The organism is Shewanella vesiculosa (assembly GCF_009994065.1).
Classification (GTDB): domain Bacteria; phylum Pseudomonadota; class Gammaproteobacteria; order Enterobacterales; family Shewanellaceae; genus Shewanella; species Shewanella vesiculosa.
Genome location: NZ_JAACSD010000006.1, coordinates 469,271 through 491,289 on the forward strand (window position 1 = coordinate 469,271; position 22,019 = coordinate 491,289).

General features: G+C 43.0%; 19 protein-coding genes. 11 read left to right on the forward strand and 8 right to left on the reverse strand.

What is annotated here, in order from left to right:
• The first annotated feature begins 24 nt into the window (after nt 1-24).
• The 7 genes from GW828_RS08020 to cobO all read left to right on the forward strand — a co-directional run bounded on the left by GW828_RS08020 (nt 25) and on the right by cobO (nt 6,603).
• Nucleotides 25-834 carry an ABC transporter ATP-binding protein gene (locus GW828_RS08020; RefSeq protein WP_273059267.1) on the forward strand — a complete coding sequence of 270 codons (810 nt, stop codon included), beginning with the start codon at nt 25-27 and terminating at the stop codon, nt 832-834.
• Entirely contained in the window at nt 827-1,933 is a 1,107-nt protein-coding gene (locus tag GW828_RS08025; RefSeq protein WP_182754997.1) for a FecCD family ABC transporter permease, read from the forward strand. Before GW828_RS08020 ends, GW828_RS08025 begins: the two co-directional genes overlap by 8 nt.
• Nucleotides 1,934-2,019: 86 nt before the next feature.
• A complete protein-coding gene (gene cobT / locus GW828_RS08030) occupies nt 2,020-3,075 on the forward strand; it encodes a nicotinate-nucleotide--dimethylbenzimidazole phosphoribosyltransferase (protein WP_273059264.1) in 1,056 nt (351 codons plus the stop codon).
• Between the two features lie 9 nt (nt 3,076-3,084).
• Nucleotides 3,085-3,870: an adenosylcobinamide-GDP ribazoletransferase gene (locus GW828_RS08035; protein ID WP_124015607.1), complete on the forward strand. Its 786-nt coding sequence runs from the start codon at nt 3,085-3,087 to the stop codon at nt 3,868-3,870.
• Nucleotides 3,870-4,400 (forward strand): bifunctional adenosylcobinamide kinase/adenosylcobinamide-phosphate guanylyltransferase, encoded by a 531-nt coding sequence (cobU, locus tag GW828_RS08040; RefSeq protein ID WP_182697458.1) that lies wholly within the window; start codon nt 3,870-3,872, stop codon nt 4,398-4,400. Before GW828_RS08035 ends, cobU begins: the two co-directional genes overlap by 1 nt.
• Nucleotides 4,400-5,968 (forward strand): cobyric acid synthase, encoded by a 1,569-nt coding sequence (locus tag GW828_RS08045; protein ID WP_273059262.1) that lies wholly within the window; start codon nt 4,400-4,402, stop codon nt 5,966-5,968. Before cobU ends, GW828_RS08045 begins: the two co-directional genes overlap by 1 nt.
• A complete protein-coding gene (cobO, locus tag GW828_RS08050; protein ID WP_124015610.1) occupies nt 5,965-6,603 on the forward strand; it encodes a cob(I)yrinic acid a,c-diamide adenosyltransferase in 639 nt (212 codons plus the stop codon). The genes GW828_RS08045 and cobO overlap by 4 nt, the downstream gene beginning before the upstream one ends.
• A 51-nt stretch (nt 6,604-6,654) precedes the next feature.
• On the opposite strand, the gene GW828_RS08055 is transcribed toward cobO, so the two are convergent.
• Entirely contained in the window at nt 6,655-7,491 is an 837-nt protein-coding gene (locus tag GW828_RS08055) for a substrate-binding periplasmic protein (RefSeq protein WP_273059261.1), read from the reverse strand.
• A gap of 146 nt (nt 7,492-7,637) precedes the next feature.
• The gene (locus tag GW828_RS08060; protein ID WP_124015612.1) at nt 7,638-7,994 is read right to left on the reverse strand and encodes a winged helix-turn-helix transcriptional regulator; all 357 of its coding nucleotides are present in this window, start codon (nt 7,992-7,994) and stop codon (nt 7,638-7,640) included.
• A gap of 111 nt (nt 7,995-8,105) precedes the next feature.
• Here GW828_RS08060 and GW828_RS08065 point away from each other — a divergent pair, with 111 nt between their 5' ends.
• From GW828_RS08065 to GW828_RS08075, 3 genes are all read left to right on the forward strand, one after another.
• Nucleotides 8,106-9,473, forward strand: coding sequence for an aldehyde dehydrogenase family protein (locus tag GW828_RS08065; RefSeq protein ID WP_273059258.1), 1,368 nt, complete (start codon nt 8,106-8,108; stop codon nt 9,471-9,473).
• Between the two features lie 127 nt (nt 9,474-9,600).
• On the forward strand, nt 9,601-10,395 hold the full coding sequence (locus GW828_RS08070) for a prolyl hydroxylase family protein (protein ID WP_273059256.1): 795 nt from the start codon (nt 9,601-9,603) through the stop codon (nt 10,393-10,395).
• 713 nt (nt 10,396-11,108) lie between these two features.
• Nucleotides 11,109-13,001, forward strand: coding sequence for a methyl-accepting chemotaxis protein (locus GW828_RS08075; RefSeq protein ID WP_124015614.1), 1,893 nt, complete (start codon nt 11,109-11,111; stop codon nt 12,999-13,001).
• Between the two features lie 101 nt (nt 13,002-13,102).
• Here GW828_RS08075 and GW828_RS08080 read toward each other — a convergent pair whose 3' ends face one another.
• From GW828_RS08080 to GW828_RS08095, 4 genes are all read right to left on the reverse strand, one after another.
• A complete protein-coding gene (locus GW828_RS08080; RefSeq protein ID WP_273059254.1) occupies nt 13,103-14,827 on the reverse strand; it encodes an RluA family pseudouridine synthase in 1,725 nt (574 codons plus the stop codon).
• 289 nt (nt 14,828-15,116) lie between these two features.
• Nucleotides 15,117-15,500 carry a VOC family protein gene (locus GW828_RS08085; RefSeq protein ID WP_273059252.1) on the reverse strand — a complete coding sequence of 128 codons (384 nt, stop codon included), beginning with the start codon at nt 15,498-15,500 and terminating at the stop codon, nt 15,117-15,119.
• A gap of 84 nt (nt 15,501-15,584) precedes the next feature.
• Nucleotides 15,585-16,364, reverse strand: coding sequence for a DIM/SIM/IMP family subclass B1 metallo-beta-lactamase (gene blaDIM / locus GW828_RS08090; RefSeq protein ID WP_273059250.1), 780 nt, complete (start codon nt 16,362-16,364; stop codon nt 15,585-15,587).
• A 58-nt stretch (nt 16,365-16,422) separates the two neighbouring features.
• Nucleotides 16,423-17,754: an ABC1 kinase family protein gene (locus GW828_RS08095; protein ID WP_124015618.1), complete on the reverse strand. Its 1,332-nt coding sequence runs from the start codon at nt 17,752-17,754 to the stop codon at nt 16,423-16,425.
• Between the two features lie 236 nt (nt 17,755-17,990).
• Here GW828_RS08095 and GW828_RS08100 point away from each other — a divergent pair, with 236 nt between their 5' ends.
• Nucleotides 17,991-19,565, forward strand: a complete 1,575-nt coding sequence (locus tag GW828_RS08100) for a tetratricopeptide repeat-containing sulfotransferase family protein (RefSeq protein WP_273059248.1) — start codon at nt 17,991-17,993, stop codon at nt 19,563-19,565.
• A gap of 125 nt (nt 19,566-19,690) precedes the next feature.
• On the opposite strand, the gene GW828_RS08105 is transcribed toward GW828_RS08100, so the two are convergent.
• Both GW828_RS08105 and GW828_RS08110 read right to left on the reverse strand, forming a co-directional pair.
• Nucleotides 19,691-20,845 (reverse strand): aspartyl/asparaginyl beta-hydroxylase domain-containing protein, encoded by a 1,155-nt coding sequence (locus GW828_RS08105; RefSeq protein WP_273059246.1) that lies wholly within the window; start codon nt 20,843-20,845, stop codon nt 19,691-19,693.
• Between the two features lie 98 nt (nt 20,846-20,943).
• Complete coding sequence (locus tag GW828_RS08110) at nt 20,944-21,975, reverse strand: sulfotransferase family protein (protein ID WP_273059244.1); 1,032 nt, start codon at nt 21,973-21,975, stop codon at nt 20,944-20,946.
• Nucleotides 21,976-22,019 lie beyond the last annotated feature (44 nt).

The following is a 22,019-nucleotide window of genomic DNA, read 5'->3' on the forward strand; positions in this document are numbered from 1 at the left end:
ATTGGACATGGCGAGGTTACTTGCATGTCTGAGTCTGTATTAGATGTAAATCATCTTTTTTGGCAAGTCGATAATAAAATGATTTTGGTTGACATTCATTTCAGTCTGCCTAAAGGCCAAATGCTAGGCTTAATTGGCCCAAATGGCGCGGGTAAGTCAAGTTTGTTACGTTGCCTGTATCGTTACATTGTGCCCACGAGCGGCGATATTGCGATTTTTTCCAAACCCATCAGTGAGTTTTCATCTAAGTTGCTAGCGCAAAATATTGCGGTGGTACAACAAGATACGCCGCATTATTTTGACATGACCACCGAGCAGTTAGTGACCATGGGGTTAACGCCGCATAAAGGTTTGTTTGATCCTAATACCGTCCAAGACCGTGAGCGTGTATTAAGCGCATTAGCCAAAGTGGGCTTGCAGCAACAAGCACTGCAACAGTATGAACTGTTATCTGGTGGTGAAAAACAGCGTGCACTTATTGCCCGCGCTATCGTGCAACAACCGCATATTCTTATTTTAGATGAACCCACTAATCATTTAGATATTCGTTATCAAATTCAAATTCTTGAACTGGTTAAATCATTAGGCATTAGTGTTATCGCATCGATACATGATCTAAATTTAGCCAGCGCGATGTGCGATAAATTATTACTACTCGATCACGGACAGTTAATTGCTAAAGGCACTCCAACTGAAGTGCTGACCGAGCGACAAATTAGTGATGTGTTCGGTGTGTGCTGCGACATTAATGTTCATCCACAACACGCAAAACCCCTGATTAGTTATTTTTATGGTTACCAACCCAGCCACAAAGTGGGCCCTGATCATGATTGATGCATCCCAACGTCGCTATTATGTTTACTTCAGCTTGTTGGTTGTGGTTACACTGCTTACCCCGATTTTTGCCGCCAGTTTTGGGGCGGCCAATATTCATCTAAATGACGTATTAATGATATTTAATACCTTATTAGGCGGCGACATGCCGAGTGCGATTGATGGCAGTGATCATGCAGTTAAGATAACCCAACGTATTGTGCTTGAATTACGCTTACCGAGAATTTTATTGGCCTTTGTCGCTGGCGCTGGTTTGTCTATAGCGGGCAGTGTATTACAAACCGTGACCCGCAATCCTTTAGCTGACCCGTATTTGTTTGGCATTAGCTCTGGGGCGTCATTTGGTGCGGTGTTGGTGGTGTCGTTATTCAGTCAAACGGGTTTGTTTGCCGAGATGTTTTCAGGGGTATTTACCCTAGCGCCAAACTTTACCGCACAACCTTGGTGGTCTTGGTCGACATTAAGTATTCCGATAGGAGCATTCATCGGCGCCAGTTTATCTGTGTTGGTGGTGTTTATGTTGTCGGGACCTGGTCGAAGTAGCCAAGTTGAACGTATGTTGTTATCCGGTGTGGCGACCTCGTTTCTGTTTGGTGCATTGACCAGTTTGTTGTTGTATTTTTCGACCCCACAGGCTGCGGCGTCAGTGCTGTTTTGGAGTTTAGGCAGTTTTGCCAAAGCCAGTTGGTCTAACTTACTGTTACCGAGTGTAACGGTAGGGGTTAGTTTATTAATTATGTTGACCTTTAGACGACAAATTATGGCGTTACAAGCGGGAGATGAAACCGCGCATACCTTAGGAATTAATGTCGCTAAATTGCGTTTGAGTATGTTGTTACTGTGTTCGCTTATTACGGCAATGCTAGTGGCAACGTGTGGTGGCATTGGTTTTGTCGGTTTAATGATCCCGCACACGGTTAGGTTATTGTTTTCTGGGCGTCAGCCGATGATCTTAACCGCGATGTTGGGTGGCTTATTTATGGTGTGGATTGATGTGATAGCGCGATGTGTTTTATTTAATCAAGAATTGCCCGTTGGTATTATTACAGCAGCGTTAGGCAGTGTGTTTTTCTTGTTTATTTTACGCCAACGGCGCTAATTATTTAGACACAGGTATAAGAACTTTTATAAGAATTGCTATGCGCATCATGTTGAAATTTATTAGCCCAAGTTGTTGGAGTTGAAATGTTTGTTATAGAAGCCGTTAATCCAGATGTTGATGACATCATCCAGCATAAGATTAATCAAAAAACCAAACCGCTAGGGGCTTTAGGTCAACTAGAATCGTTGGCATTACAGGTTGCTCGGGTGCAATATAATGGCAATCAGCAGCGATTAAGTTCACAGCTGCAAATCACTAAGCCAACTATGTTAGTGTTTGCTGCCGACCATGGTATTGCCGCTTATGGCGTGTCGATTGCGCCAAGCGAAGTGACGACTCAAATGGTGCATAACTTTGTTCAAGGCGGCGCGGCAATTAACGTGTTTTGTCGCCAGGTCGGCTTTGAACTTGAAATTATTGATTGCGGCATATTACAACCGCTGACAGGGCAAACGAGCGTTATCGATCAGCGCTTAGGCGCCGGTACTCACGCTATGCATTTGTGTGCTGCTATGGGGCTTGAAAAAGTCGCCCAAGGGTTTGAGTTAGCTCGCCAGCTGGTTATGCGTCATGTTGCTGGAGGCTGTAATCTGATTGCCTTAGGTGAAATGGGCATAGGTAATACGTCTGCCGCGACGGCGGTAATGTCAGCAATGCTTAATATTGATGTTGAGCAATGTGTTGGTCGAGGCACGGGCATTGACGATGCAACCTTAGTCACCAAAACACAATTAATTAATCAAGCTCTGGCATTGCATCAGCCTGCTTTAGTGTCTCCAGAGGCTATTTTAGCTCATGTGGGGGGCTTTGAAATCGTGCAAATGACTGGGGCTATTTTAGCAGCCGCAGAGCAAAAAATATTAGTGGTCATTGATGGTTTTATCGCTACTGCTGCAGCATTAGTTGCGGTAAAATTATCCCCACAATCAAGAGACTATTTAATCTTTGCTCACGAGTCGCAAGAGCAAGGACACAAGCTTTTGTTACAACAGCTACAAGCAACACCTTTGTTGTCGCTGGGATTAAGACTTGGAGAAGGCACAGGCGCTGCATTAGCCTTGCCGTTAATTCAAGCCGCGGTGCATTTTTACAATCAAATGGCCAGTTTCGATGATGCTGGCGTTCATAATGTCGTTTAAGGGTACAACATGTCTGGCGAGATAAAGTGGTTGCGGCAGTTAAATTTGTTTTTTGTGGCAATGAGTTTTTTTACTCGGATCCCCGTTCCATCATGGGTGGTGATTGATCGCGATAAACTGAATCAGGCCAGTCGTTATTTTGGTTTGGTCGGTTTAATGATAGGTTTGATTTGTGCGTTGGTATTTTGGTTAGCACAATTAATTTTACCGGCGAGCATTGCCATTCTACTGGCGATGGTGGCCGGTGTGTTGGTGACAGGTGGGTTTCATGAAGACGGCTTAGCCGACACCGCTGATGGCTTTGGTGGTGGTTGGACAGTAGAAGATAAGCTGCGGATTATGAAAGATTCGCGCTTAGGCAGTTATGGTGCTTTAGCCTTGGGGTTAGTGTTATTACTGAAATGGCAACTGTTAGTCGAGCTAGCATTATACAGCCCTATGGCTGCGGTAAGCGCTCTGGTAGCAGGCCATACCTTAAGTCGAGTGGTGGCTTCTAGCTTAATTTTTAGTGAACAATATGTTCGCGATGACGATAGCAGCAAATCTAAGCCTATTGCAGAAAACCAACAGTTAAACGATTTATTTATTTTGATTGCTAGCGGTATTTTTGTGTTGTTATGGCTTAACGGCGTGGCGGCATTTGTGTTGTTTATTACCTTGTGGTTAGTGCGTATTTTGCTTGGTGGCTTTTTCCGAAAACAGATTGGTGGCTACACCGGTGATACGTTAGGGGCAGCGCAACAAATCAGCGAAGTATGTTGTTACTTAGTTATTTTAGCGGTTGGGTTAAGCTAATGATTCATTTGGTGTTAGGTGGTGCGCGCAGTGGTAAGAGTCGCTTTGCTGAGCAATGCGTTGCTGAATACGCCGCGATTGGTTATCAATGCGTGTATTTAGCAACCGCGACCGCGTTAGACACAGAAATGTCGCAACGTATTCACCAACACCAACAAGATAGAGTATCCAGCCCCCATGGCTGGATACTGCACGAACAAGCTTATGATATTGCCCAAACCTTAGTGGCAATCGATAAACCCCAGCAAGTGATCTTGCTCGATTGCCTAACCTTATTACTTACCAATCATTTACTACTAGATGATGGCGCTTCGTGGGCCATGCAAAAGTCATTATTGCTCGACAGTTTGTCTGCATTGCAAAGTGAAGTGGTGTTAGTTAGCAATGAAGTCGGTTCGGGTATTGTGCCTATGGGCGAGCTCAACCGCCGTTTTGTTGATGAAGCTGGTTGGTTAAATCAAGCGGTAGCAGCGATATCTGACCAAGTGACTTTGGTGGTTGCAGGCCTGCCATTGCCCTTAAAAGCATAATGTCATTAGTTCATTCCACACCTGTAACAGGTGACCCCCTTTGCGGCGCATTAATGGTGCAAGGCACTACTTCCGATGCGGGTAAAAGCACCTTAGTGGCGGGGCTGTGTCGTTTATTTGCCCGTCAAGGCGTGAGCGTTGCTCCGTTTAAGCCGCAAAATATGGCGTTAAACAGCGCCGTAACCCTTGATGGTGGTGAAATTGGCCGCGCCCAAGCACTGCAGGCTATTGCTTGTGGTTTAGCGCCTCATACCGATTTTAATCCGGTGTTATTAAAGCCCAGCTCAGATACGAGCGCGCAAGTGATTATTCACGGTAAAGCCTTGTCTACATTAGAAGCTAAGGCCTTTTTCGGACCTCAGAGCCAAGGTTATAAAACCATGGCATTAGCGGCGGTAATGCAATCTTACACTCGCCTGCAGCAGCAATATTCCTTGGTGGTGACTGAAGGTGCGGGTAGCCCGGCCGAAATAAATTTACGCCAAGGTGATATTGCCAATATGGGCTTTGCTGAGGAGGCTGATTGCCCAGTAATCATTATTGCCGATATTGACAAAGGTGGTGTGTTCGCCCATTTAGTTGGTACGTTGGCATTATTAAGCCCGTCTGAGCAAGCACGGGTAAAAGGCTTTGTGATTAATCGTTTTCGCGGTGACATCAGCTTGTTGCAGTCTGGTATCGACTGGCTTGAAGCTTATACTCAAAAACCAGTATTAGGCGTATTACCTTATTTACACGACCTGCATTTAGACGCTGAAGATGCATTAATTGATAACCCTCAAAGCACGTTATCGACTCCATTATCTGCCAGTCAGCGTTTGTCTGTGTTGGTATTAGTGTATCCAAGGATCAGTAATCATACCGACTTTGATCCACTGCGTTTACACCCGCATATTGATTTTCATTATGTGACTATACAGAGCATGGCTCAAGCATCTGAGTGGCCAGCCGCGGATTTAGTCATATTGCCTGGCAGTAAAAATGTGCGTGCAGATTTAGCTTTTGTGCGCGAGCAGGGTTGGGATCTCGCCCTGAAAAAGCATTTACGTTACGGCGGTAAAGTCATCGGGATTTGTGGCGGTTACCAAATGCTCGGTGAGTGGATTGATGATCCCTTAGGTATTGAAGATAACGTTGGTTGCAGTGACGGATTGGGCTTATTACCGATTACTACCGTACTAACTGCTAGTAAAACCTTAACTCAAGTAAGGGGTCACTTACGTTTACAAGGCCAGCAGGTAGAGTTTAGTGGTTATGAGATCCATTGTGGTGAGTCTTCACTTACAGAGAATATAACTCAGCCGTTATCGATTGAACAATATGCCGATCAGCCCATACCAGTTACTAAGCTTGATGGCATGGTGAGCAATGACCAACAAATTTTAGCGACTTACGTGCATGGATTATTCGATCATCCCGCTGCATGCCAACTTATTTTGCAGTGGGCCGGCTTAGAGAGTCGCCATGCTATTGATATTAACCAGATCCGCGAGCAGCAACTAAATCGTCTTGCCGACGTACTCGAAGCGCATTTGGACATGAACACATTGAAAGGAATAATCTCATGACAACTGATAACCACGATAATGAACAAGCTAGCACTATTGATGCAAACAAAGCTGAACGTCATAAAGCCCGCCAACAGAAAGTTAAAGTGGGTGTTGATGCCAAAATTGCTGCTGCTCAAGATGAGAAAGGCATTTTATTAGTGTTAACCGGTAATGGTAAAGGCAAATCAACCTCTGGTTTTGGCTCTGTGACGCGCGCTGTGGGTCATGGTCATAAAGCCGCGGTAGTGCAATTTATTAAAGGCACTTGGGCTTGTGGTGAGCGTAATTTACTCGAAGGTGCAGGTGTACCATTTCATGTCATGGGCACCGGCTTTACTTGGGAAACTCAAGACAAAGAAAAAGACACCCAAGCTGCCATGGAAGCTTGGCTCGAAGCTGAAAAACTCCTTAAAGATGAATCGATCAACATGGTGTTGTTAGATGAATTAACTTACATGGTCAGTTATCACTATATCGAACTTGAGCGAGTATTAACGGCGTTAAGAAATCGCCCAGCGATGCAACATGTGATTATCACTGGCCGCGCTTGTCATCGTGACATTATTGAGTTAGCTGATACCGTAAGTGAAATTGTTCCGATAAAACATGCGTTTAATGATGGCATTAAAGCGCAGTTAGGGTTCGATTATTAATCATTGATGTTGTCGCTGAACCCATATACTGGTTTCAGCGACATGAGCCTATTAAAGCGAAAGTGGTTCAATCGTGGTTTGACTATGATTATCAGGCTCAACCGTTATTGGTCCCGCGATCTGAGTTGCTGCTTGTGGTGATATTCGTACAGGAAACCACTTTTTTACAATAAGCTCGAACTGGCCATTTTGTTTAACCGTATCAAATGCATGTCGCATCATTTCGAGTAATTCAACCCGAGTATCTTTATGGGTTGCTATACCTAGCTCGATGTTATTAATAACATACGCAATGGTGAAATCAGACCGTTTAAGCCCCAATGCCTTTATTGAGCCGGATAGGCCGATATCATTATTATTGACTAAATCCACTCGATCATAATAAAGCATTTTTAGGGCTTTAGTTTGGTTTGCAACCAAATAGACATTTGGGTGTTCATGCTGAATGTTGAGACTCTCTAGTGAAATGTCGCTTCTTGGTAACGCCAGCGTGTATTGATTAATATCTTGTTTGTTAACGATATTGATGTCAGCTCGAGAGGTCTTTTTGTAAATAACATTTCGCACCGTGTGAAAATCACCTATCCATTTAAACTGTTGTAAACGTTTTTCGGATTTTCCTATCGAAAAAATAAATGTATCAGGATTTTTTGCGGCATTTTTATATGCTCGGCTCCAAGGCATGATTTGAATATTAATATCAAAATCAAGGTATTGCTGGGTAGCATGTAACACATCAATCGAAAAGCCAACCAATTCTCCATGAGAATTTAGCGACTGAAATGGAGGATAGCTTTCGGTGTAAAAAGTGATGGCTGGTCTGGCATTTGAAATCGGCGAATTGAAAAATGTAATGATGAAAATCGCCACAGATAAGTAACGCAACATAAATAACAGCACCTTAGATTAAGGCTTCCATGCATTTCATCTCCGTAATAGTGACAAGCCTAACATATTGTTATTATTTTGTGACAATTAAGCTGTTGAGTCGTTAGCTAATTAATCTTTGTGGAGATCTAGCCCAGAGTACTTTGCTAAACAATATACTCATCTGCCCACTCTTTTAAGCGCTCTAAAATATCCAATGCCGTGCGACCAAGATCGGTAATACTATAAGACACAGCAATAGGACGATCACTAATCACATGGCGAGTCACCAGTCCTTGGGCTTCTAATTCTTTCAGGCGTTGATCGACCATTTTTTTACTTGCCCCGCCTAACATGCGCGACAAATCATTAAATCGCACTGGACCATCTTGCAAGTGCCATAATATCGATGCTTTCCATTTTCCACCTAATACCCGCATACCACGCTCGACCGAGCAAGGTTCAGCACAAGCGTTGATAACTTTTTTTTGACCGTTAGTCATTGTTTCAATTTTAGTTTTCATCAATCTAACCTAGGTTACTAAAAGTATACTGGTTGCTTTTGTATTCCATTGTATCAAAATAGACAGCAATTAGACTAGCGTCACTTTAGTACCATTAAGGAATGTTTCTCCATGGCAGTATTAACCTCTTACGATCCCGCGAGTTATCATAAAGTCGATGGCGGAGAACACATTGAAGCCACAGCGGTAGGTAGCGTAGAAACAACCAGCATCGAGCAGTTGCCAATAGTGATAAGCAATGCGCAAGTTGCTCAAAAAGCTTGGGCAAGTTTGCCATTAGTTGAACGGCAACAGTATGTGGTTAAAGCGTATCAACAATTACACGCAGTGCAAGATGAACTGGCAACACTCATTGGCCAAGAAATGGGCAAAGATTATCGCCGTGCCACCTATGAAGTGGGCGGTACATTACAAAATGCAGGCTATTTTGCCAGTGAAATAGGCGATGCATTAGCCACTGAGCAAGTTGATAATCGTACTGAATTACAATACCGTCCTTTGGGTGTTGTAGCCGTCATTTCGCCATGGAATTATCCGATAGCCATGGCCAATAACTTACTGATGCCAGCACTTATAGCGGGTAACAGTGTGATATTAAAGCCGTCTGAACAAACTCCGCTAGTGGCCGAATTGTTTATTAATACCCTTAATAAGGTGCTACCACAGCATGTGCTGCAAGTGGTTCAAGGTGATAAAGCCCTTGGCCAGGCACTGGTTGCTGCAGACATTAATATGGTGGCATTTACCGGGTCTATGGCTGCAGGTAAACACATTATGGCTAATGCCGCATCGGGGTTAAAACGTTTAGTAATGGAGCTTGGCGGCAACGATCCTATGATTGTGATGGCCGGTGCCAATATGGATGCCGCGGTGCGTTTTGCCGTGGCAAGCTCGTTTGAAAACGCTGGGCAGATGTGCACTTCCACTGAACGAGTATATGTAGACCAGCAAATTGCCGATGAGTTTGAACAAAAAGTGGTGGCCTTAGCCAGCCGTTATCGTGTGGGTGCATGGGACGCTGCGAATGTGAATATTGGCCCGATAGTGAATCCTACACAGCACCAAAAAGTACTTGAGCAGTTACAAGATGCTACAGCCAAAGGCGCGAGTATTTTATTAGGTAGTGATCACTATGAACTACCGTTTATTCAACCTACAGTTGTGACAGATATTACTCCTGAAATGCTGCTAGAACGTGAAGAAACCTTTGGCCCTGTAGTGGCTATCAGCCGTTTTAGTGATATTGATGAAGCCATTAGTCGCGCGAATAACAGCCACTATGGTTTAGCTGCTGTGGTGTTTGGTGGCCAAGGTGCTAAAGCCGTTGCCGAACAACTTGAGGCTGGCATGGTTGGGGTTAATCAAGGTGCTGGCTCTGGCAATGCGCCATGGGTAGGAGCTAAGCAAAGTGGTTTTGGTTTTCATGGCACTGCAGCAGGGCATCGCCAATTTGCTCAAGTGCGAGTGATGAGTTATTAATTTTTGCGGTTAGCCACACTTATTCGTAAGCAGTTATTTTTTAGTAAATAATGTTTATTAAACAATAACTCTCACACTTTTTTAGTTAAACATTGCTAGCCCATTTTATGGTTAAAGGTATAAAAACATGAACACAGCAAAAGTAAATTCAGATTATTTTGTGGTGGCACTAGAACCCGGCGCTGAACATCCGGCATTGCCGACATGGGCTAATCATCACGCTAATGTGGCTGAGCTTAATGAGGCAAAGTGGACCGAAACTGAGCGTGCTAACGTGAGTAAAAAAATGTTAGCCGAAGTGCCAGGTGCGTTTCAATTATTGAATGTATTGACGCCAGATGAGTGTAAACGGCTAATTTCGGTGAGTGAGTCGATGGGCTTTTTACCCGACGCCGCGGTGTCATTACCACGCAATGTTCGCCATAACGACAGTTTAACCTGGGTGGTTGATAACACCACAGAGCAAGTTATTTGGAATAGAGTTAACCATCTTATGGATGATAACTTGGGCATTTTTGCTGGTAAAGCAGCCTTGGGACTCAATAATCGCTTTCGTTTTTATCGCTATAATCAGGGTGATTTCTTTAAGCCGCATTCAGATGGTTCGTGGCCGGGAAGCCAAGTTATAGACGGTCAGTTAGTGCGAGATGCTTTTGGCGATCGCTATAGTCTGCTGACATTTTTAATCTTACTGACAGAAGACTTTGAAGGCGGTGCCACGCGCTTTTTAGTTAATGCCGACAACCCAAGTTTACCAGCAAAACATGGCGATAATATGCGTCAAGTTGACGTGCGAACGCCAGCAGGAAGTGTCTTGTGTTTCCCACATGGCATGCATCCGCTGCATTGCATTCATAGCTCAGAGCCTATTTTGTCTGGGGTTAAATACATTATCCGCACCGATGTGTTGTTTGAGTTATAACACTGGCCATCAACACGGGTTAGTTTATTGATAAGCTAACCCGTTAGTTAAGCGCTATATTTTTAATGAAATAACGTACAAGGTTCGCTCTACTCAAGCCTTTGTGAACTTTTCCTTCTTGCTTAATCCTCGCTGAACGAAGTCGATGTTCGTCATCCGTCATGTATTTCTGCTCAATATAAACCCGCTGTTATCAAATTAACTCGAGTGTCACTTTCAGCAATAAACTTCTATAACGTTTATCGAATAAGCTTGCTCGCCAACGTGGCTATTGTGACAGCGCATGCTTGGCAAACTCAACTGTCAGCGCTAATGGCAAGGATAACATTTACGCGAATGTTGACTTAATGGAGCGATAACTGGGACATAAGATCTGAAATTATATTTTAGGTTTTATTACTAACTCGGGAGTATGATACAAATCAAATTGTTAACTTATTGTTGTATTTCTAGTTCGGCTATACTCAGATTTTAAATGACTCATCATTAGAGTGCTCTATTGGGTCATGATGGAATGCGTACATGCAGCAGAATGTGTTTAAGGTTAAGTTGTGATGCTAAATGATTGACTGCTAAATCAATGATTGTCCTGGCCAGGAGTAAAATCCGAATCAACGATTAATTTTTTAGTGTTTTACGATCGCATGTTTTGACATTTGCTGCCGATATAAAGTCGTATCACTGGAAAACTTTGGATTATAAAGGAAGAGCTCATGCAATCGACACTAAAAACACGTCTGCTTCTTAGCAGTCTTTTTGCAGTACTGATCACTATCGTGGTGTTGGTGAGCATATCTAGTTATGTTATTAGAAATAATGCATTAACCAATACCCAAGATGAAATAGACCAACTAGCAGTGACCTTTACTCAAGGAATTGGCGAATGGATGCAAGATAGAAAGCAGGCCATCACCAGCCTGAAACAAACCATTGAAGCTGACCCAACTGTTAATATCACGCCTTTTTTACTCCAAGCTCACAACGCTGTGGGTTTTGCATTAACTTATTTTGGCGATGAGCAAGGCAACATGTACCGTCAAGATCCTGCATTAAATACCGCAGGTTATGATCCAAGAGTAAGACCTTGGTATATAGATGCTAAGGCCGCAGGCAGTATGATTATGACAGCGCCTTATATTAGTACTACTTTACAGAAGCAAGTTGTGACGATTGCTGCACCTGTGATGGCTAATGGCAAATTGTTTGGTGTTACCGCCGCTAACTTAACCATTGTTCAGTTAACCGATGCCGTCCAGAGCTTAGACGTCCCGGGTGATGGTTACGCTGTAATGGTTGACTATACCGGACTGATTATCAGCCATCCACATAGTCAATTGAATAATAAACAACTCAGTAGCGTCGATGAACAATTCACTAATAGTTGGTTAGCACAAAGGTCCAAAGCCAACAGTATTGAAGAGCGTGAGCTCGATGGTACAACTAAGCTTTTGTATGTTGCGGCAATCCCTTCGACAGAGTGGGCATTAATTTTCGTAATGGATAAGCAACAAATTATGTCACCGGCTACCGTTCTCGCTTGGTGGATGTCAGCGATAGGGGCGACTTTACTTATTCTTTTCGGATTAATGCTTACCGTTATTTTTAAAATTCAATTTAAAGATCTTGAACGTGTTGCCCAAGCTCTAAACGATATTGCCGAAGGAGAAGGTGATTTAACCGTGCGTATTGAAACCGCCAACAGTCATGATGAAATAGGTCGCTTAGCGTCTGGTTTTAATCAATTTGCTGAACGTATTCACGGGATGATTTCTCGGATGCATAAAATTGCAGGCCAATTAGAATATCAAGCGACAGATAGCAGTGCATCAGCGGTTAAAAATAGCGATCGTATTGTCATTCAGCAAGATGAAGTGACTATGGTCGCCACAGCCGTAACTGAAATGGCCAGTGCTACCGAAGAGATTGCCAGCAATGCCGAACATACAGCACACATAGCACAAGATGCGGTAGAGCTTTCAACCCACGGTCAAAAACAGGTAATGCAAAGCCAAGCATCAATACGAAGTCTAGCCAAAGAAGTGAGTACAGCAGGGCAGATTATTGGTGACTTGAATGAACACTCACAGAAAATTAACAGTATTCTGTTAACCATTAGCGGGATCTCCGAGCAAACTAATTTGTTGGCATTGAATGCTGCGATTGAAGCCGCTCGTGCGGGAGAACAAGGCCGAGGTTTTGCTGTAGTGGCTGATGAAGTTCGAGTGTTATCACAACGTACTCATTCATCGACTCAAGAAATTCAAGCTACAATTGAGACCCTACAAAAAACGGCGGAAAAAGCTGTTAAGTCAATGACACAAAGTCGTGAAATGGCAGAAACCAGCGTATCGGATGCTAATTCGGCTAGTGAGAGTTTATTGCAGATCACTAAAGCGATTAATGAGATTTCAGATATGGCGAGTCAAATTGCCACGGCAGCAGAAGAACAAACCTCAGTGACAAGTGAGATAAACCGTAATACGGAATCTATTCGCGAAGTATCGGAAAACTTGTCAATTGAAGCGAAAACCTCAATGACACAAGCACAGAAATTGGCTCATTTAGCTGCATCACTTCAACAAGAGGTCAGTAGCTTTAAGTTGTAGTATTAAAGCAACTAATTACTTAACACTCAGAGTGTTTGAGTCGATCAGTAAAAGTGTCTTTAGATACTTTTACTGATGCTGTCTCTATTTTTATATGATGATTATTCAAAATCGGCTTTCGTTTCAAACACTAAATCTTCGCCAGTCAGTGGATGAGTAAGCGCTAAATATTGGGCGTGTAAATGCAAACGGTTGGTGGCGATGCCGTATAAATCATCACCGACTATTGGCATGTGCAAACCATCGTGATGGGCACAATGCATGCGTAATTGATGGGTTCGCCCGGTTTTAGGGTACAAATATACTAAAGTGCGCTGTCTTTGACGTTGATAAACTTGCCAATGCGTCTCGGCATGTTTGCCATGCTCATAACACACTAACTGCTTCGGACGATCGTCCAAATCCACCCGCAATGGCAAACTAATATCGCCCTCATCTTGACTTGGTACACCCTCAATTAGCGCGATATAACGTTTAGTGACGCTGCGTTGAATAAACTGCTGTTGTAGAGCTTTGTTAGCTTCTTTGGTGAGTGCAATCACCATTAGGCCTGAGGTCGACATGTCTAAGCGATGAACAATCAGCGGCCCTGTCGCAGTGGGAAATAGCTGCTGCATACGACTAAACACCGAGTCGGTGATATTTTTACCCGGTACCGATAACAATTCAGCAGGCTTGTTAATAATCACCATCGCATCATCTTGATAAATAATATCAATGTGCTGATCTTTACCCGGATTAATCAACAGTGGATCGTCATCCACTTGCATGCCTTTTAGCATGTGAGTCAGAATAGGTCGGCATTTTCCGTGACAAGCCGGGTAGTAGTTTTTATGCTGTTTTATCTCAGATTTTGGCGATGAGCCCCACCAAAACTCTGCCATCGCAATTGGAGTAAATTGATGTGTAAATGCGTATTGCAGTAACTTAGGTGCCGCACATTCGCCTGCACCTGCTGGTGGTAAATGATTAGGTGCATCATTGAAAATATCGTTTAAATCTCGTGCTTCACCTAAGACATTTAAAAACTGATATTGAGCAAACAGCTTTTTTTGCAATCCATTTGAAAGTTGTTTGCGCTGACGTTTAAGCTGTTTGATTTGCAATTGAAGCGTATCTAATGCCACTTTAGTGGCTTCAACTTGAGTCTGCCACTGTTGCTTTAACGCATTTAGCTGATGCTTTTGCTGCACACTTTGACGGCTTAACTCGATAGACAATGTTCTATGGGTGTCGTCACTGATGCTTGCTTGCGCTAATGCATCATCTGCTTGCTCACGTTGTAGCTTACGCAGCTTGCGGCCTTCAACTATTGCGTTACGTTGCTGCTCTAGTTCACTTTCCGCTTGGTGTTGTTGCGCAACTAACGTCGCGGTTAATGTTGCCAGCAATGGATTTGCTTCTTGCTGACTAATCGACAGATTAATGTGGTTAATCTGTTTATTTTCAGCGCTAAAGAAACTGTCTTGGGTCAGCATATCAAACACTGGTGGCACAAAAGGCGGCAAGATATTGTTGTCGGCTAACTTACCCGAAAAAGCCGCTAAAAAACCAAGTTGCCCGTGTGCATTCTTAACCACTAATACACCAAACATTTTACCAATCACCATGCCGCGATCATTTTCGCTGTCTAAGCCAAAATTATGTCCCCAGGGATTCGCCTCAAGCCACTCCTGCTGCAACTGCTTTGCTGCCAGTAAACATATTGGATGAGGTTGATAATAAAACGGGAAGGTGAAAGAGTTAGGCAATCCTTGTTCGGCAAGCGTGTTATTGAAAGCCATTGCATCATTGAAAGAAATAAAACACGGGTCGTTAACAGACATCAAAAACACACTCACTACACCAAAGGGCCATTATTTTACCTTGTTGTACTGTTTGGTGCATCTATAAGTGTTCGAGGTATATGGAATGGAATTATTTTAGCTGTAAAAGAGAGCACAAGGGATTAACCATAAAAAACCGTTGCTGATAAATATTGGCATGTTAGCTTCGGATTTTGATTTTATTTGAATCGATTAATTAGTCAGCTAATTGATATTTACACTGATATTTAAATAAAAATGGGCGAAGTGCAATCACGTCACCCATATAGTGGTTAATGCTTAGCGATGATTACTTTGCCACTCTGTGTAAGGCGCATATCTTGTTACCATCTGGATCGCGAAGGTAAGCAAGGTATAAATCAAATGCAGGGCCAGGTCGAATACCCGGCGCATCTTCACACGCGGTGCCACCATTGACTAAACCGGCCTCATGCCATGCATCTGCTAACGCTGGTGTTTCTGCAGCAAAACCAATTGTTGTACCATTACCATGGCATGCTGGCTCACCGTTAATCGGTTTAGTGAGTATGAAAATCCCCGTCTTTGTCATGTATACACAACGACCTTTAGGATCAATTTGTCCTGGAGCATGGCCTAATGCACCTAAAATCGCATCATAGAATTTTTTTGATGTATCAATATCATTAACGCCGATCATAACGTGACTAAACATGGTAACTCTCCTTGTGCGAGTTCAATTGAACTCAATGGTTAATAAGCTATCGCATATCGACGCAATAGATTTATCTTTTTGATGTTAAATGCTTAAGTTGTTCAGTAATGCGATGGTGTGAGTCAGCAATGCTTTATCCCCAACCTTTCCATGACCGGGTACTACCATTTTCACCTGCGGAAATTGGGCTTGTACCTTGGCAATCGTTAATGGCCAAGCTTGCATGTCTGCTTCAGCTGTATAACCCAATACGCTTGAATTCAGCGATTTGATTAAACATCCGCCAAATAATATTTTTTGTGCGGGTAGCCATACCACAAGGTTATCTTCGGTATGTCCGGCACCAAGATCATATACTTCAACTAAATCCGTTTTCATTATGTATTGTGTGCCGCCAAAGGTGTTTTTAGCGATAGGTTTAGCATTTTTAGCTAAAATCTTCTGGGTTGTTTCAGATACTGTGGTCGCAATGCCTTGGCTGTTAAGGTAACCGATACCGCCAGCACGATCTTGATGGGAATGAGTTGAAATACTGGCAACTGGGGTGAAGCCTTGCTGGGCAATCCAGTCAATAAGCTTTGCGGTATCACTGTCGGTCCAAGGCGTATCGATAATATAGGCCTGTTTATCTTCAACCACAACAAGGCCGTTCGCTTCGACTAAGCCGAAATTGCTGACATTCATATAGGAGTGATGTAAATACACTCCATCAGCAAGTTTTGATACAGTCAGCTGGCCTTCAAGGCTAGGTTTTACGGTTTGGTTTGTTGTTTGTTCTGCTTCATGGCCATAACTGGGTAAGCAGAGCATTAATGCAACTACGCCCATGATGCGCCATGAGCGGTGAAAGGTAAGGTTAATCATAACTATGTCCATATATGCCATGGTAAATGGCGAGTAAAATAAAGATTAAGTAGACATGTTACACATTTTTTTTACCGATTTGAGTTTGATAAACAGAAAATAATTTAGCGACGTTTACTTTGGCTTTTAGCTTTGCCGCGAGTAAATACATACCTGCTAATTTACGATGAATAAAAATGGCATCAGTAGGTGGGGTATGCCATTCATCTTGTTGGGTGCTCATGGCTTTACCTGCCTGAGTGATACGTTTAGCTAAACTGCTTTGAGCAAAATCGTATTCACCATCAAAGCGCAGTGGCTCACAAGCTTGGTAGAAAATATCAATAATTAGCTGTTTCTGTTGTGGGTCGATGGCGTCTTGAAAAAAGCCGATCTGTTGTGCTGCTTGTGTCATTTGTTGTTTATCATCAACAATCGCACCTTGCATCAGTTGCAGATAACCTTGCGATAATGTGTCGCTAATGGTGCGGGTGGCGCCAAAGTCAAATAGGACGATTTTTTGAGTGTCTGCTTGGTACTGAAAATTGGCAAAATTAGGATCTGACTGGAGCAATTTAAACTCAAATAGCTCTTTAAAGCACAATTCCATTAGTAACGTTGCGATTTGGTCGCGCACTGCTTGTGATGATTCGGTTAATGACTCAATCGCCACGCCTTCAACAAATTGCATACATAAAATGCTGTTGTTACTCAATTTTGGGTAAACTTTAGGCACGATGAAGTGAGGGTTATCGCCCAGTTGTTGCTGATAAAGTGCAACTTGCTCAGCTTCAAAGTGATAGTCCGCTTCGTTATGCAGCTGCACTTTTGCTTCAGCGAGTAAGGTATCGAGTTTTACGTTAGCGGGAATTAACCGCGAGACTTTTAATAAGCTGGCCACGTTGTCGATATCGCTGTCGATGCTGTCTCGAATACCTGGGTATTGAATTTTTATCGCCAGTTTTTCGCCGGTATCTAAATAGGCTAAATGTACTTGGCCGATCGATGCCGCAGCAAAAGGGCGTAATTCAAATTGGGCAAACGGTGCAATCCAATCGCTGCCCCAATGCTCAACTAATAACTGGGTTAATTGTTTGTGTGGCATGGCCTTAGCGTCAGAGCGCAGCTTAGCCAATATTTCAGCCAATTCAGGAGGCACTAGGTCTCCGGCATCCATTGACAACATTTGGCCCACTTTCATGGCCGCGCCGCGTAGTTGCGACAGTTTATCTGCTACATGGCCAATATTTTTGGGGGTCATCATCAGTTGCTGCATTGATGGCGATTTACCTTGGCTAAATTGTTTGGCGCCTTCAAGAAGTACGTTACCCGCTAAACGTGAAGCCAGCCCACCCATTTTTGATAATCGAGATAGACGGCTGGTTGGTACTTTGGCTTCATTATTTTTCATCAAAACTCACTCTTGTCGGGTGAACGGGGAAATCTATATGGCTATTGTACGCTTAAGTTAATTATTTCGTTCACTAATTCAGGTTGGTTTTAGGTACTGTTTGTTGCCTCAAGATTCTGATGATATTTATGTTATTCTACAGAAACAGAACTGATTGAACTAAGTGATTAAGGCAAGTGATTGAGCTTAGATTTAGTCGACAATAGTGGATTAATTATAATAAAAAGGACCCTCGTTTGAGTATTATTGACCAATATTTGAGCCAAGCGGAATCGCTGTTTCAATCAAAAAATTATTCGTCGGCCAGAATGTATGCTCGTAAGGTGGTTAAGCGCGATGATAAACACGTCGGAGCCTTAGCCATACTAGGTCATATTCATTTACAGCAACAACAATATGCACAAGCAGAGAGCTATTTTATCAGTGCGGCATCCATTAAACCGAATACGGTATCAGTATTAATGGGGCTGCTGACTATAGCTGAAGTAAAACAAGACTTTTTCTTATCTAAAGCTTATTTAGAGCAGTTAATTAATTTGTTACCACAGGACGCAAAATGCCGTTATAAACTCGGACTGGTCGCGACTAAAGTTGGCGATATGACCTTAGCGGAACAATGTTTTCAATGGTGTGTGGCAAATGATTTTGCTGAACCCGCTGTGCAGCTTAATTTGGGTCATATCTATAAAGCCAAAGGCGATACAGAAAAAGCAGCCAATTTTTATCAGCAATATATTCAATTAAGCCCAACGCAAGTGGGGGTCGGTTATTGGAGTTTGGCAGATTTAAAGCAGTATCGTTTCAGCACTGATGATTTGACCTTATTACAAGGTTTTGTAACCGATGAGTCGTTAAGCAAACAAAATCAAGCGCTGGTGTATTTTGCTTTGTGTAAAGCCTACGAACAAACACAGCAAATCGAAAAAGCGTGTGAGTCGATGTTATTAGCCAATCAAATCATGGCGCTTCACCGACCGTTTAAACAAACCCAGTTTGCCAATATTGTGTTGTCGCTACTTGGGCATACACCATCGCCGCATATTAATCGCTCGCCAGCGGCTAGCCAAACACCGATTTTTATCGTTGGTATGCCTCGTTCTGGTACCACTTTAGTCGAGCAAATTTTGGCGTGCCATAGCGATGTTGGCGCTACCGATGAGTTACCGTTTATGGAACGCTTTGCGCTGCAAATGGATATGTCGGGTGGTTATCAGGCTAGATTAAGTCAGCTTTCAGCTAGCCATATTGATCAATTCCGCCAACGTTATTTAGCCGAGGTGAATCATTACTTTAGCGATGCACCAACGTATGTAATCGATAAAAACCCAAATAACTTTTTACACATAGGGCTAATTAAAACCTTATTTCCTCAAGCAAAAATAATCAATGTGGTACGTAATACAGTCGACAATGGTTTGAGTGTATTTAAGCAATATTTCAGTTTTGGACATGATTATTCGTATTCGTTTGCGGGTATTTCAAGTTACTGGCAACATTATTTAGACATCATGCAACATTGGGATAGGTTGTACCCTAATGAGATTTTACATGTTTGTTTTGAGCAATTAGTGCGTGAGCCAGAGTCACAAATTCAACGCATATTGGATTACTGTGAGTTAACGACTCAAGCGCAATGTTTTACCTTTTATGAGTCTGAGCGGGCGGTGTTAACACCTAGCGCTAGTCAAGTTAGGCAGCCTATGAATCCTAAGGCAATTGGTCAGGCAGACAAATATCAAGCTTTTATACCTGAGCAAATAGCCGAGTTGGATGCCATTGCGAAAAAAGCAGCACAGCAATTTTTTGGTTAATCTAAACTTGGGGTAAGGCATTGCCACAAGCTAAAACACCATCGTTTGGTTGACGCTATAGAAATGGCGCCTAAGGGCGCCATTTCTATAACTTTTCAGATAAACCTAAGCAGGTCTTCGTCTTATTAACTCATCTTACCGTGACATGCTTTATAGCGCTCGCCACTGCCGCAAGGGCAAGGGCTATTGCGTGATGGCGGTGCAATCATAGATTCAATCATCGGGTCGCTGGATTTGATTACCGCTGTTTTTGGCGCTGAATTAGCTCTTACTTGAGAGGTTTTTGGTGAAGCAATAGCTTGTTTACGCGTTGCCAATGGCTCACTAAGTTCAACATTCATACACGCCACGATAACCAATTGTTCGAACGCTTTAACCGCTGAACCAGAATGGGTCAGTTGAAGTGATTTAGCGCATTGTAGTGCTTTTATCATGGTTTGTTCACGTAGCGCATGATAATGCGGCCAACCGGCTTTAGTGCACTCATATTGCAGCCACAACATGCGCCAATCGGCAACATACTCAGCTATCAATAACGAAAATGCATTCACTTCTGCAAGCCTATTATCAGGATTGTGTTTGACCTCAGCTAACAACTCATTGGTTAAGTATTCAACCTCTGCCACAGGCATGATAATGGGGGCGTTAAATTGCTCTGTGATCAAGCTTGCTGCTAAGTCTGGGTTAAAACCGACGAATTGACTGTTTAATGCTGTTGATTGATTATCTGCGATTGAACGTGAGTGCTTAAATACCGTTCGCCAAAATTGACTTGACCCTGCCAAATCAACCACTAAATGAACGCGATATTGGTCGCTGTTGTTCTCTACTTTGTGAAGCTTCCACGAGTCGAAAATCCAACACTCGCCGGCGCCCATATGCACTTGTTTATCATGACAAAAAAACTGCACTTGTTCGGTGGTGGTAATCGGAATATGCACTCGAACGCGTTTATACCAATGGTAGTTAATGTCTGAATGCAGTGGCACTTGTGCACCGGGTGCTAAGCGCATTAATCTCGAACGACTGAGTACCTCACCAAATGAAGCGAGTATTTGTTTGATGTAAGGGCTTTTTTCTAACGCCGCAGTGGGCTGCATTGGCCCTTTAAAGTCATTGTTAAACTCGCCATTGACCGAGATTAACGGAATGGCCGAATTACCCTGAAAACCTTCATGATGAGTGACCCAGTCTGATCCGGTAAATTGCTCGATTTCTTTGGTTAATTGACCGACATCAAAGCTAAAAGGTAATTGATAAAACTCATGAGGTAACTTCATTATTGGGCTCTCTGTAATGCGGCGTTTACCGTTATGATTTTCTACACAGGTATTTTTACCCGTTCTGCTGGCTATTTACAAATACTGGCGCTTTTGGGCTAATGTAATTGACCATGACATTGCTTAAATCGTTTGCCCGAACCACAAGGGCAGGGACTGTTGCGAGACACATTTTGATCGTTTGGCTGAGCTAACACTTTATTTGTGGGTTCCGGAGCCAGTGCTGCAGGCTTAGCAATGTCGTGTTGCTGCCATTGAGTGTCATATATTGGATGGCCGCGCTGGCGTAAATGATGATTGATTTTGTTCAGTGTTGTACAAGTACTTGACCAGATTTTGGCAATGTCATGGTAATTTTCGAGCCACTTATCTGGTTTTGGGGTCGATATAGTGTAGCGAGAATGCGCTAATGGCTTGCTGCATAATTGCGCTAAGGCTGGGTCGAAATCTGTAGCGGTAAATTGACAGAGTTGCTTAACGGTTTTCGCAGGGTCTGCAATTAATTGATCGTAAGACACCATGCACCAGCGATTGCTGTCGATCTTTTGCAACGAATCCATAATCGCTTCATTAGCGGCTTGCCATTGAAACGCGGCAATGGACGCTAATGACTGGCGATTAAGCTGTTGCCATTTTTCAGGAAGCAGTAGCGACCAGTTACGTTTATCCCACCCCGGTAAATTAGGATAAGTGACAAACTTATTCGAGCGCCAAGCTTGCATAATACTGCTGATATTTTCTTTGGGTTCTCTGACGAGATAGATAAATAACGCATCAGGAAATAGCGCATTAAAAAAATCTACCCGCAAACTATTCTTGGGGGTTTTTTCTAAAAAACGAATACTCTTATCGCTATCACTTTTGAGCTTATTGCCCTGGCTATCTTGAAGTGCATCGCTAAAGCGTTGCAATAACAACTGTCGTAAATCATCATCAATATCCTGCTCACTTAAGGCATTAGAACTAAATTTACGGTAGGCAATATTCAGCTTGGGGATAGTTTCTATCAGCGCATGGCTTTCACCACCAATAGTGAATATTGACTGGCTTTTTGATAACACCTCGAACAACAAAGTGCTGCCTGAGCGGGGCGCAGATAAAATAATGATGGGCCGATCAAATAGGTGCATAGCGGTATGATGTTATTGTTATAATTATTTTAACATCATACCCA